Annotated in this window: 9 protein-coding genes; all 9 read right to left on the bottom strand. The window is 35.5% G+C overall.

Going from position 1 to position 14,097, the window contains the following annotated elements; all coding sequences use genetic code 11:
* Positions 1-376 precede the first annotated feature (376 nt).
* The gene (locus FNW02_RS17950) at positions 377-2,419 is read right to left on the bottom strand and encodes a TolC family protein (RefSeq protein ID WP_191758876.1); all 2,043 of its coding nucleotides are present in this window, start codon (positions 2,417-2,419) and stop codon (positions 377-379) included.
* Positions 2,420-2,473: 54 nt separating this feature from the next.
* Positions 2,474-3,646, bottom strand: a complete 1,173-nt coding sequence (locus FNW02_RS17945; protein WP_191758875.1) for an ABC transporter permease — start codon at positions 3,644-3,646, stop codon at positions 2,474-2,476.
* Positions 3,647-3,797: 151 nt separating this feature from the next.
* Entirely contained in the window at positions 3,798-5,306 is a 1,509-nt protein-coding gene (locus FNW02_RS17940) for an efflux RND transporter periplasmic adaptor subunit (protein ID WP_191758874.1), read from the bottom strand.
* Positions 5,307-5,674: 368 nt separating this feature from the next.
* Positions 5,675-7,387, bottom strand: coding sequence for an ABC transporter ATP-binding protein (locus tag FNW02_RS17935; RefSeq protein ID WP_225225734.1), 1,713 nt, complete (start codon positions 7,385-7,387; stop codon positions 5,675-5,677).
* Positions 7,388-7,792: 405 nt separating this feature from the next.
* Positions 7,793-8,212 carry a lasso peptide biosynthesis B2 protein gene (locus FNW02_RS17930; RefSeq protein WP_191758872.1) on the bottom strand — a complete coding sequence of 140 codons (420 nt, stop codon included), beginning with the start codon at positions 8,210-8,212 and terminating at the stop codon, positions 7,793-7,795.
* Positions 8,213-8,319: 107 nt separating this feature from the next.
* Positions 8,320-8,595 carry a PqqD family protein gene (locus FNW02_RS17925; protein ID WP_191758871.1) on the bottom strand — a complete coding sequence of 92 codons (276 nt, stop codon included), beginning with the start codon at positions 8,593-8,595 and terminating at the stop codon, positions 8,320-8,322.
* Between the two features lie 139 nt (positions 8,596-8,734).
* Positions 8,735-10,594, bottom strand: a complete 1,860-nt coding sequence (locus FNW02_RS17920) for an albusnodin/ikarugamycin family macrolactam cyclase (protein WP_191758870.1) — start codon at positions 10,592-10,594, stop codon at positions 8,735-8,737.
* Between the two features lie 315 nt (positions 10,595-10,909).
* Positions 10,910-11,083 (bottom strand): hypothetical protein, encoded by a 174-nt coding sequence (locus FNW02_RS17915; RefSeq protein WP_191758869.1) that lies wholly within the window; start codon positions 11,081-11,083, stop codon positions 10,910-10,912.
* Between the two features lie 2,682 nt (positions 11,084-13,765).
* Entirely contained in the window at positions 13,766-13,972 is a 207-nt protein-coding gene (locus FNW02_RS17910; protein WP_191758868.1) for a hypothetical protein, read from the bottom strand.
* Positions 13,973-14,097 lie beyond the last annotated feature (125 nt).

Below are 14,097 nucleotides of genomic sequence, written 5' to 3'. Positions count from 1 at the left end.
GTTTGATAAATTTTGCTTTCTTTAGTGTCGAGCTAAGTATGTTTATATGTCTTTTCTCACACCAGGTGTATTACCAGCAACTATCTTTTGTTTACAAAAATTGTATCTTTAGATAGATTTCATGTGAAAATATTCAACAAATCTAGCGTTGCATATTTTTATCTCACGCAGAGGCGCAGAGGCGCAGAGAGGATGAGGAGTTTTAGATCTCTACGTCAATTTCATACTTTGTTTGTGCAACGCCAAAAATTTAATATCTCACACTCTTATTCTCTGTGCCTCTGTCTTTAAAAGTTTCCTACGGCGGGAAACCCGCCTACAGAACTTTTCGCTGCGCCTTTGCGTGATCTTAATCCATACTTATACTCAGTGACACCTAATTTTGAATCCTAATTTGCCAAGTTTGTAATGTAGTACCAAGAAGTTGATCGAGGTTGGTTAAAGCGTTGAGATAATTAATAATTGCATCTAGTTCAGTATTTCTTACCTCTGCCAATTCATTTTGGAGCCTAATTATCTCAAAAAGTCCTGCTCCTCTACCCAATTTCTGTTTTTGTTGTTCAATATTCAGTTGTCTTTCAGATAATTGTCTAGCTTGTTGAGCAAGTTGGACTCGTGAAAAGCTTAAATTAACATCTCTGATTCTGTCTTGTAATTGAATATCTAAACGGGAATTTGCATCTTTTAAATTATTTTCTGCTTGTTTTAAATTAACACGCGATCGCTCAATTCTTTGTTGGATAGTTAAATCCCCTAATGTGCGGCTTAAACTTAACCCAACTCTGCCATCTGCTGATTCATTTGTTTGTTTGATTAAACTAGCATCCAAACTCAAATTCCAACGGCTATTGTCTTCTGCTAGCAACAGTTCGTATTTATTTCTTTCCAAAGCTAGCTGTGTTTGTAAATAATTAGGTTGATTAGACAATGCAATTTGTCTAAGTTGATTAAAGTCTAGAGAAATAGAAACTACCTTGGGAATTACGCCGGCTTCTATATTCAAATTTTTATCAATACCAAGAATCGATAAAAGAGCTAGTTTTCTTGAATCTAGCTCATTCTCAGCAGCTAATAAACTCACTCGCCGATTAGCTATATCTGTTTGGTTTTGGATAATATCAACAGGTGCTATTCTTCCAGCTTCGATTAAAACTTGCGTAACTTTTAATGATTCTTGAGCATTTTGTAGAGATATCTGCTCATTTTTTAATCTTTCTTGTGCTCGCAGTAATTCACGGTACGCTAAAATAGATTCTGTAATGGTATTAACAAGTGTAGATTTTAAACCTTGAATATTACTTTTTTCATTGAGCCGAGCAATTTCAATTGAAGCTCTATTAACTTCAATTCCTCCACCTCTTAATAAAGGTTGGCGAAAAGTTAGCTGTAAATTTTGTTGAGATATATTATCATCTCTATCCCTATTTGAGCTATTCAAGCCAAGAGTTTGAGCGTCACTTGACAATCCAAAACCTAATTCTCCTCCAGTGGGGATTTTTACTACTACATTAGCACCAACATTTGTTGAAAGTGAACCTTGTTGATTTGTTGATAATACTAAATTTGGGGTCAGATTCGGAACAAATTTACCTTCTTCTACTACTAAATCTTGTTTTTGAGCGATTCTTTCTAAATAAGCGTTTTTAATTTGGATATTATTTTCCAAAACTAAGAAGACAACATCAGAAAGTGATAGTTGAATTTTTTGGATATCTGGCACTTGGCTAACTTGTTTTTTTCTCTCAATTTGAGTTGAATCTTTTACTTCAATAGCTGTAACATTTGGTTGTTCTTGATATTTTGGAGTTAGTTGTAATAAGGGTGATAAGAATTGCTTAGTATTGTTTGATGTGAAAAAGCTTTGTTTACTTATTTTATCAAGTAAGAAAAACTTTTCTGTAAAAATATTTTCAACATAATACCAATTAAATAATTCTTTATCTTTTAATAGAAAAGGTATGATGTTTGTACTTTTAACTTCTACAAAATTTTGTAAAGTAGGTTGTTGTTTTAAAAAAAAATTTAAATCCTGTTCTAGTTGATTATTCAAACCAGAATTTAAAGATAATTTTAATTCTTCTTCTAATATTAATGGAAATTTAGAATAAGTGAGTAAAAGTTTTTCCTTAATATCAAAAACATTTATAAGTGGTATACTTGTATTGAGAGAAATGGGCTGTAGTTTGTCGTTTTGGCTTTTAGTACTTTTATTATTGAGATGATCAATTTCTCGTTTAACTGTTAACTTAACCTTCTGCGGCTTTCTTAAAGTTAATTGTGGTTGAGAAATAAAGATAGGTATAACAACTATACTTAAAATTGTAGTGAACACCCCAATACAGTTAAGATTCCAGTATAAAACCGAAATAAAAGACCGACCTTTTGGGGATTGAGTGTTTTTCTCAGGCTGCTTTTGCATATTTTTAAAATGCATTATTTCCTGGTGATTTTTAAGTTTTACGTAATATGAGAATTATGATTCACGTAGAGCTTTGACTGGATCGAGTTGGCTAGCACGTATAGCGGGAAAAAAACAAGCACCCATCCCTACCAGCAAAGCTGAACCCAAAGACAAGGCGGCTGTTCGGCTCTCAAATTGATATGGCAAACTAAATGTATCAGCGATTACCAATGTCAAACCATGTACGAATGCGATCGCGGTTATTCCACCCACTAAACTTAAAATTACCGCTTCCAAAATAAATTGCTGTAATATCTCCAGTTTAGTTGCGCCAATAGCTCGTCTTAAACCGATCTCTGCGGTACGCTCAATCACAGCAGCTATTGTGATATTGGCAATACCAACACCAGCAATCAGTAGCGAAATTATTCCTACAACAATTAGTCCCCGCGTAGCGAGTTCCAAAGTCTCTTGTTGCTGAATAATATCCTCTACATTATTTGATGCATAAATATCTGAGCCTGCAAGACGTTGTTTTAATAATTGCGTTGCTTGCTTTTCCATACTTTTTAGATCTTTCAGTTTGCGAGGACGCATTGAGATTGCATCAATACCTTGGCTACCTGTCATAGCGCTATAAGTTGAAATTGGGATTAATAAAGTACCTTGAGGTTGTTCCCCAAAACTTAATTTGCTTTCCATAACCCCAACGACTAAAAATAACCTTCCTGAAGTAAATACAAGTTGTCCAATAGGATTTTTACCAATAAATATTTTATCTTCTAGAAATTTATCAATTACTGCGACTGGTCGATAGTTAACAAAATCAGCGCTATTAAAAAAACGCCCTTTTAACAATTTCCTCCCAGAAGTGAGCAAGTAGTTTTGAGAGACAGCCAGTATCAACGCCTTGCCTATACGATTTTGAAAGACGACTTGCTCAGAAACTACATAATTGTAAGCACTAATTACTTGAACATTTTTTACTCGCTTGCGGAGAAATTCCATATCCTCCAACTGTGGTTCTCTACCTTTTGTTTCTAAGATAAAAACAGAAACTTGGGGCGCTTCTCGCTCTGCTAATTGTCTAGCAATTACAGCACGACTAATACTACTCACTTGAAGAGTTGCATTTACCGCCGCCACACCCATAAACACACCAAGAGTAGTTAAGGCAGAACGCAACCGATTACTGAGTAATGATTTAAAAGTGAGAGTTACGAGGTCTTGAAAAGCAAGGCTCATATTAGCGAGCAATAAAGTTAATACCAACTTAAAAAACGAATGTGACAGATAGACCATGTAGAGACATTGCAATGCAACGTTTCTACTAAAGGATTTGTTGCAATCATTAATTGAATAAGTATAAGTAAGGGCGACATACGCCAATTACGAATTATTTAGAATCCTTTGGAGCAGAATCGGTAGATTGATCAATTAATGAACCTTCTATAATTGGCGTTCCTGGTTCTAGTTCCGTTTCAGGTGGGGGTAGTATGACTTTATCGCCTGGTTTTAAGCCAGATTTTACCTCTACAGTAGTTGCTCCCTCTATTCCTAAAGTCACATTCTGCTTCTGAGCTTTGCCTTGATTGTCACGTACCCAAACATAAGGCTGGGCTTCAGAACGTTGAATTGCTTCTAGTTGCAAAGCTATTACATTTTGCTGCTGCTGTACAACGATTTCCACACTAACTTGACTACCAGGAATTAAAGTCTGACTTGGTTTGTCTAACTGCACAGTTACAGGCACTTTAGCTTGAGGTGATTGGCCAGGTACTAATCCCTCAGCAGTGGAAATTGCTACAGGATGCACACTCCGCACTCGTCCAGAAAATGTTTGCGGGTTGGGGCCGATAACTTTAACACGAGCTAATTGATTAACTCGAACTTTAGCAGCATCAAGGGTTCCTAGCTGGAGTTTCACCTCTTCTTGTGTGGGATTGCCTAGTGTGAGTAAAACATCACCAAACTTAATTCCATCGCCATTTTTGACTTTAATATCAAGAACTTTACCTGAAATAGGTGCATTTATAATGTTATTTTGCAGTTGTTTTTTGATTCTTTGTCGTTCTACTTGCAGACGTTGGAGTTCTTGGCTTGAGGTATTGACTTGTGACTGAGCTTCTCGCAGTTCTGACAAAGCTGTTAAAACGTTATTTTGCTGTTCTGAGGGGCGTTGTTGTTCCAGAGTGAGGCGCTGAAGTTCGTTCATTTGGGTACGGGCTTCTAACTCTGCATCTCTGAGATTAGCTTGAGCCTCACGAAATTTCGCTTGCTGCTGTTGGAGTTCATTACCAGGAATAAAACCTTTTGCTGCTAAAACTTCGAGATTTTGGAGTTCCTTTTGATCGGCGGCGAGCCTTTGTTTTGCTTCCTCAATTTTCTGGCGGCTGCGTGCTAAGCTAAGTTGCTGTTTTTGAATCTCCAATTTTTGTTGTTTAACACGTTCCTGAACTTGTTTATAAGCAGTTGCAAGCCTTTTTTCTGCTTCTTTAACTCTTTGGTGATTGCGTAATAATGTAAATTCTTGTTGACGAATTAACGACTCTTGTTCGGCAAGGCTAGTTTGTTCTTGTGTGTTACGAAGAATTAGTAATTGCTGACCAGATACGACGCGATCGCCTACTTTTACTAGTACCCGTTCTACTGCAACTTCTCCGGGAGATTTTAAGCTTTGTTGACTCCCCAGCTCCACAATACCAGTTTCATTAATTTTAATTTCAACATTAGCTCTATTTGCAGTAATTATCGGTGCTGTAACTTCGGCAGAATTCTGATCTAAACTTGAAAGGTAAAATAGTAAACCGCCAACACTGGACAAGGCAAAAATTCCTAACAAAGTTAACCATCGAGTGCCGATTTTGAATCGGTTTTTACTTTTAATTTGCTGCTCTATAGTCAAAACTTCAATCCGTTTAAGTTGCAAACTTTTGTAATAACTTAATCCTCTTATAATAAAATATATTGGCTGCTTTAAACCCGCAAAAACGAGTTTAGTTTGTATAGCCAAGCTAATGCGGTTTTGGGTGTTTTCACACCATTGCTACCCTAGAGGAACGCTAGGAGTGAATAAGTCAACACTGGCTTCCCATGAGTAACTGGTGCGCGATTTTTAATCGCCTGGTATTTCTTCCTTGCATTGAGATGCTCGCCTTTAATTTTTAGTCTAGAAAACTTATTTTTTCTCACCCCAAAGTCATAAAAGAGAGCTAACAATAGGTCTATAAAGTATTAAATTATTCTCATCAGATTGATAAATCTTAAAAAAGATTAAGCACTGTACTGTTTTGCTTGCATACTCCAAAGCGTGGCATACTCGCCTTGGCGCTGTAAAAGTTCTTGGTGAGTACCTTCTTCGATTAAACGACCAGCTTTTAAAACTAAAATTCGGTCAGCCATACGTATAGAGGCTAGTCGATGGGTGATCAAAAGAGTAGTCTTACCTTCAGCTAACTCAACAAAGTGATGATAGATCTCATACTCGCTGCGAGGATCAAGTGCAGCAGTAGGCTCATCAAGTATTAGTATTTGAGCTTTCCTGACAAAAGCTCGGCACAAAGCTAACTTTTGCCACTCACCACCAGATAGTTCTGTACCGCCGAATTGTTTACCTAAAGGAGTATTTTCTTTTGTCGAAAACTTTTCAACTAACTCAACTATACCGGCTTTTGCAATTGCATGTTTGAGAAGTTCTGGTTGCTCTAAAGCTTTGAGATTTCCTAAAGCAATATTTTCCCCCAGTGTAATAGCGTAGCGACCAAAGTCTTGAAATACTGCCGCAATCTGCTGTCGCCACTCATCTAAATTTAATTCTCTCAAATCTATCCCATCGACTAAAATAACGCCTTCTGTGGGATCGTATAGCCTAGCAAGTAGTTTCACTAAAGTGCTTTTGCCAGCTCCATTTTCTCCAACTATGGCTACAGTTTGATTAGGGTAAAGTGTAAAGGAAATATCTCTCAAAGCTAAGCGATTATCTGGGTATCTAAAATGAACTTTCTCAAAAGTAATACCAGAGCGAATCGGATTTGGTACTAGCTTTCCTGGTACACACGGTTTCATTGGTAGCGTGCTATCAAGAAAATTGAAGAACTGTTGCATATACAGCATAGTTTCGTAGAGTTCAAGGAAAGCCTTGACAAATTCTTCCAGATTACGTTGCAGTTGAGCCAACGATTCGATGAACAAAAGTACACTTCCTGGACTTATCTGTCTTTTGAAAGCTTGCTGCACTACCCAGTAAAAAGCAAAACCATTCCCTAGAGTACTCATAACAGCTAAACTACTCGTCCAAAGAGCTTGTTTAACTCGCAGATGACGCATAGATTGATATAAAGATTGGAATGCTCGCAGGTACATACTAATAAAGAATGAACCTAGTTTAAACAGCCGTACTTCTTTAGCGTGAGTATCTGTAAGCATCACTGATGTACAGTACTGCATCCGCCGAGCTTGTGGACTATTTTCAAACAAAGTTAGCCAAATTTGCTTTTCATACTGAAAGGAAACAACTACTTGAGGTATGGCTGCGATCGCAATTACAAGCGGAATCCATAACCCTAAAGGAATCAGTAGAACTATCATAGCTACCAAAGTGATCAAAGACTGAGTTCCCCCAGACAAATTCTGAAGTAAGTTCAGTGGTTGATAGCTAACTTCTTTTTGCAGAAGTTGTAGCTCATCATAAAACTCAGAGTCTTCAAAACGACTCAAATCAGCAAAAGTATCAGCTTTACGCATTAACAGTAAGCTAATATGAGCCGTTAGCTTATCATTAATATTTCCCTGAGCCGCTTCTACCCAAGGATTTAAAAGTAACTCCAAAAGTAAAGCTCCAATCCATCCAGCCACCAAAATAACAACTGATACTTGCTCTAAGTTTTCGTTTTGAGTTAAAGCTGCTGCTACTGTATCTACCACTAACTTGCTAATCCAGATACTTAATGCTGGAACAAGACCCTGCAACAAAATAGCAATAGCCATAAAGACAGTCTCCCTTGGAGCCGCTGTCCATAATAATCTTAAAGCACGAAATAAAGCTTTAGTGTACTCGCGTACAGGCTCAAGCCAACTTCTAAAACTCGTCATTAATTAAATCCTTTCTTGGATGTCTTCGCAAGACATTCATTCTCTAAGCATAGAAAAAAATTTTCAATTTATATAACTCTCAAGACAGATAAATATTCTTTAATACTTTTAACTAAATTTGTTGAGAAATACATCAAAATAAGAATGCTATTACGATTACTTTATATTTATTTATAACAAGATAATTTATGAGAATTGCGATGTAAGCACTCTCTTCATCTCTTAACTACAACAAATTATACATTCTGATGATATAAATACCTCCTAATTTTGACCAAAGCATCCTTTTATAATTGCTTTTTATACAGCAAGCAATTTTCTAAAACGGTATTCAAAATTGTCCACCTCTCGGAATGGTAGACCATTAATTTCTACCCATGCGTGAGCTTGGACAGGTTCAGTAGTTACGCCTACACACCAGGTTGATGATAAACCTTTAGTTAGAGCTAAGAGCACAAATGCCAAAGAAAATTCTAGACATGCTACTCTTCCTAATAGCAAAAAACTCGATTCACGTACTGCTAACCATATAATATCAGCTTCATCATTTGTGACTTCGCGAGAGCAGTTTTTCTTTAGAATACTAAGAATTTTAGAAATTCTATAAATACTCAACCAACGTACAGCTATATATGCAACAACAACAATGAATGAACCTATTAAACGTTCATGCCAGCTCAAACTTATGTCAAGAGTATTTAACGACATTCTATCATCCATAACATCCCCCTCAATGTGAAAATTATCAGGTAAGTTACTTTAACTTTGAAATATACAGGTTGACTAGTCACCAGTGAATCTTGAATCACATAGAGATATCTCTTATTTCAAATTTTATTCATTTGTGTTTCTATTAGTCCAGATTTTATAAGGCGTTCTACTAAAAACTCCATGTCTTTTATAATCATATCTGGAGAACATTCATATAAACCTGTAAGCTCTTTTAAAGTCTCTTCTAGAGAACCTGATTTTATCAGCAATTTCCAAAAGTCAGCTGCACTATCATTAAACATGTAATAAATATTTTTTTTAGAATCTAACAATACTGCACTTTCTTCAAAAAAAGTTGCATAAATATGATTGGGAATAATAATTTCTTTCATTGACTTTACCTCTGAGCAATTTAAATCTTAAAATATGCCTAGTTTTAATAAAGTGTTAAATAAACAACAATTACATCATCTACAAAATCTCCAAAGTTCCATCGCATTGAAAAAATGACTGTAATTTATTATGCTTAAACTAATCTTCTTGCAACCAGAAGCTATTCTTTTTTTGCACAAAACTGCGTAACCATATCTCAAGTGCTAGTGTGTGATTAAAAAGTGGCAAACCAGCTAAGAAGCCCATACTAAAAGATTGTGTAGCAGTCTGTATTTTGTTTATATCTATTAGCCCCATGTCAGCTAAAATAGACGTGTTTAATACTTCTTTGATAATAGTTCTATTTTTTCGGAGATCGGCAAACTCATCTGCTGTATAGTCTCCTTTGGTATTACGTATAAAAATATTCTGTGGAAAATCTTTCTGAAATGCTTTAATTAAAAGTGGTTTATAAGCAAAGGGACTTGTCCTCTCCTCCGGTTTTGCATACAGACAAGCATTAATCACCAAAGAATCAAGGTAAGGAGATTCTAAAATGATGTCATAAATATCAGCTATTTGCTGTTCGGCTTTAATAGTAAACCCCATTGATTGAATATCAGCTATAGTCTGATGTTCACCAGGAGTATTAGCAAAAGGTGCTGCTATTATTACCCATTTGTATAGTTCTTCCAAAACTATATCTACTACTTTATTTGTATGCCAACTCATAAACTCAGGAATAGAATCCCAGCCTATAAATTGCTCAGTCGTAAGCAAATTATTAGTTGTTTTATGTAAATAATTATTGACTTGAATTTTTTTTATTTCTTGAAATAACCAACTACGATAAGAACCAAAACTCAAATTTATAAAATCTCTAATTAAAGAAAATGTTGAACAATTTTCCAACCTAGACCATCCATAAATGTGTTGTAAAAAAGTAACTACTTGTACTCGTTTTAACAAATTTACACAATAACAATAAGTTGATGAAAGTACAACATCTCCACCTTCTCCGTTCAGATGAAGCTGAGAGCCTGTTGACTTGATAATTTTCATAACATAATTGGTTCTTGTCATATCCAGAACTAATGGATCTGGTGCATCTATTAAAGGAACTGATTCTAAGCCACTATATTCGCTAGGAAGTTCATGTTCCTCTATCATCACAGCGTTAATATTAGGATACAGACTAGCTGCTTGCTGAGCATATTTGACATCTGAAGATTGAGTAGCACTAAAAGTTTTCTCAGTTATTGTCATTAATTGTTTATCCTGACTTGCTAGGTATCTTGCAGCTATTAAAGCCAAAGTTGTTGAGTCAAAGCCACCGCTCAAATCGCTAGATATATTACCGTATAAGTAAACTCTACCTTCAACAGCAGTTAGTAACTGTTCGCGCAAATCTTGAGCTGCATCAGGAAAAGCTTTATATTCTTGAGGCTTATACCAATAGCGATTACATCTCAGTTTTCCAGATGAAATATGTAAATAGTGGCCAGCAGGGATAGGCTGCACATCACAGAAAGGAGTACGTTTTTGTACTAGGCTTAATGTCCCCATACCTGTTAAGAAAGTCGCAAGCCAAGACTGATCTAATTCACTTTTTAGCAGTTCTTGTATAGCTATTCCCAATGAAGAGTAAACGATAACAGAATTATAGACTGCATAAAATGCAGATTTTATACCAGCAGCATCAACAAATATATATGTATCAATGTTATCTTGAATAATTAAGTTATAGTTACCTGGCAATTTCATGAGTTGGCTATACTCGCCTTCTTTGACAGCTTTTTGAAATAACTTAATCACAGTTTCATGAGATGCAAGGCAACTACCAACTATAGCCATCTGAGTTAAGTATTCGGAAACTGTTATTACCTGTTCTTTTTTCCAATTTCCACAGATCCATAAGTAATTTTTCCCTCTCCAAAGTAACTTTCCACTAAGTGGTTTGGGAAGCTTTGTTAGAGAATTATTATCTTGGGTTACAAAACCACAAAACCAGTGTTTCATTTCTTTTATTTTAATTAGATAGTAATTTGATAAAATCACACTGATGGAAATAGCAAATAGACAACATTTGTTCAAAAGCTGATAAAGTTTCAGTTAAATAAAAACATATAAGTTATTACCATACTAGGATAGTCTTTAGTTGGTAATATCAAAGTTTACAGAATTCAAATTATTTAAAAAAAGGGTGAAGCAAAGCTATAATTAACAGTTGTTAACTTCACCCTATTATTTGACAAGTTATGGTCAGCTAATTAAGTAGCTAAATCGAAGGAAAGATTAACAAATTGGCTTGGGAAAGGTTATTCTATTTTAATGCTAACCGCCATGACCACCATGACCGCCATGACCACCACCATGACGACGACGGCGGCGATGATGCCGATGATCGCGTCTCCATCCACGCCAACCTAACGTTGCTTTAACTGCATCGCCTATCTCGATAATTTCAGGCTGAGAGTACTCTTTTTTTGTTGAATTTAGAGTTGTCATTTGAAAAACCTCCAAATGATTCAGTTGATAAGTAAGTCAGTCTAATCAAACCTTATCTGAACTGCTCCATAAAACTAATACAAAATCAGACGTATTTGGACATCGAAGTTTAATTCTTACTTCAACACCGGACGTTGGGATCTTTCGCTTCATACTAGAGACAGAGTGCAACCGCATAGTGCCTCAAACCTTTTTCACACGTACCATTACTCAGATTTGAAAACTGTAAAAAAATAAGTGAAAGGTTAAGTGTAGGGGTTAGAGCCAAGATCAAACGGTTGCTCATAGTCAGATATTCTCGTCTGCTTGTGAACTCGATGAGCAGTTTCTATTTCTTATAACGAAGACTCTATGCAAAATATTCCAAAAATAGCAAAAAAATTTGAGGAATATCTACCTGTATCATTTTATTATCTAAGACAAGTAGTATGAGATTACTGAATTGGGTGTAATAATATGATCGCTCTTACACGTACAAGTATTCTAAGGCTCAAAACTCAGGTGAAATTTCACTTAGTAAAAATTTTATCTTTTATTTCATATTTTTGACTATTAATCTCTCTAAAGGTAGTTTAATTACTTGTCCTTTTGAATGGTTGATCTGCTATCAAATTTGATAAATCTTAGACACATCCTAGAGGAAGATGACCAAAAGTAAGAGTAGATATAAATTAATCCTGGTGTGTCGAATAACTGCTTTCTATGGAGGTTTAGCTCTCAGCTAAGCCTTTTTTATGACTGATATGACTGACTTATGAATTCCTAGCTTTGAAAATATTTGCATACTATCTAATGGCAGATATATTAAAAAACTAAAATAACTAATTGTGCTAATTTATTCTACTATTGTCTGGAGCTTGGTGGTAAACCACGCTTTTCTTTTTTAAGCAAATAAATTATACAAACTAAGCCTACGGTGGCTAAAAAAGCTACGCCACCTCAAGCTCGGCGTAGCTCAACTTTAGCATCGTAGTGATTTTAGAATATTGTTAGTCAATTCGTAATTAGTTTGACTCCTCAATATGTCTTTAACAGCTGATAATATATTTGGAACCACTCTATAGGTAGATGAACTAAAGTAGGAGAAAATCTAAATTATATATATGGTAAACACTTGGTATATATGGGGGTGTGGCTTTTAGCCACGCCTTTTTTATGAGCAATAATAAGCAAAATATATAATTAAAATGCTAGTTCTACAATCTCTGACTGCAACTCTTGATAATCAGGTAGTTATTTATTAATTTGTAGAATATTAAAACACCTACCAGAGGTAGATAAACTTTCAGAAAAATGGATAAGTTGGTATCAAAACACACTATAGGTAAAAGTTTATGATTTACATGAGCTTTTTCATGGATATACCGCCTAACCCAGACGCTTTCATACCATATATATGTAGATATTTGTATCATTCTATAGGTAGTGGAAATAACTATTTTGTCAAGTTAAGATTCAGCCTGTTAATGCCTGAAAAACGTGTGTGCACCCTGGAATAATACCCAGGGTCTTTTTTATTAGGTACATCTATCTCGTCAACAACAAAATTTCCGACTTTTTAAAGAAGTTGGAAATCTGAGCTTTTTGATTTTAACAAATCCGACATAATTGCTATAATTTTCTACCATTTGTTAGCATATTTAGACACAGCCTATAGGAAGATGAACTATAAGCAGAGTGAAATTAAATTAATTTAGTATGTTGTTAAGCACAGCAATTATCGAGGTTTGGCCCACAGCCAAACCTTTTTTTTAATATGTAACCAAGTGATTACATATCAGTTTTTAAAATATTTGGACACAGCCTATAGGAAGATGAACTAAAGTAAGACTAAGTCTAAATTAATCATGGTGTAGTAAATGCTTGGTATATATAGAGGCTTGACTAAGTCAAGCCTTTTTTTATTATTTATCAATTAATTTTGTCTCAGTCTTCAGGATTTTTAGAAACAGCCTATATATAGGTGAATTGTCAGATTATGTCTAAATTAAGCTGTGATGTCTGCATTAATAACTAGAATCTCTGGAGCCTAAGCGCTTAGCTCGACCTTTTCTTTAATCTATTGCCGTTTGTTTATTTACTAGCTATTTTTCATCAGTTCTAGCTTGAGCGTTGTTATTATCAGCATGTATATCTTACTAGCTGGAAAGCTGATCAAATTACTATAACTGTCCAACAGTTTACTTACCAAAGCTTCTCGCTCTGTAAGCTTCTGCATTCATGGGAGAAATGAGCAGGCGTAATTCGCCGCCAGGATTCTGTTTAATACATAGCAAGTTCTCAAATTTACTATTTTGTCATACTGTTCGCCTTGGTTCTTGCAGGGTACGAAACGCAGTGCAGCCTTACTAGACAAGCAAGCTATGTGTAGCGTTCCGTAGGAAAGTATCTGGTGAGATTCTTTCCTATAGAACGCTGCGCGAACTCTTTGCTCAGAATGACAATTTGGTACAATTGCAAAAAAAGAATTATATTTATGCAATAATTGCATTTAATAGATGCACCAAAGCCTTAGAGATGCCATTCTTGTTTATGGGAATAGATGTTGATGGTAATAGACCATACATACCCCCGGTACTAACTGGGGGCTTTTTATTTAACAGGGTTGAAAATTTCAACATCTGAATTTTGAATACCTCCTAAGAGAAAGTTTTAAGAAAAATATAAGGAGCAAGGGGGGATTCAGAAGGCGATCGCCACTACCATATAAGATTTGTTTTCTTTAAATGCGATTCTTTTGATGGTAAAAGTCTGGGTATAGCAACGGATATCTCCTTTGGCTATAGCCCAGACCCAAATTAAAGTAGTTATGATTCTGTTGGTCGATGATGAGCCAGATTTAAGTACTCCTATCAAGCAGATAGGGTGGCGATTAATTCTGTTGTACATTAGACTTGTCCGCGAATCCTAAATGCTTATGAGGAAAGGTTTTGACGGATTAGAGAGAAACTGCGATCGCGTCATCAAAGCCACGAAAAAAGTAGGCTTTTGAGACTATAAACGGCTATTTTATC

The organism is Komarekiella delphini-convector SJRDD-AB1 (assembly GCF_014831675.1).
Lineage (GTDB): Bacteria > Cyanobacteriota > Cyanobacteriia > Cyanobacteriales > Nostocaceae > Komarekiella.
Note: the sequence above shows the minus strand (reverse complement) of the source record. Positions and strands in the feature narration are given on the sequence as shown.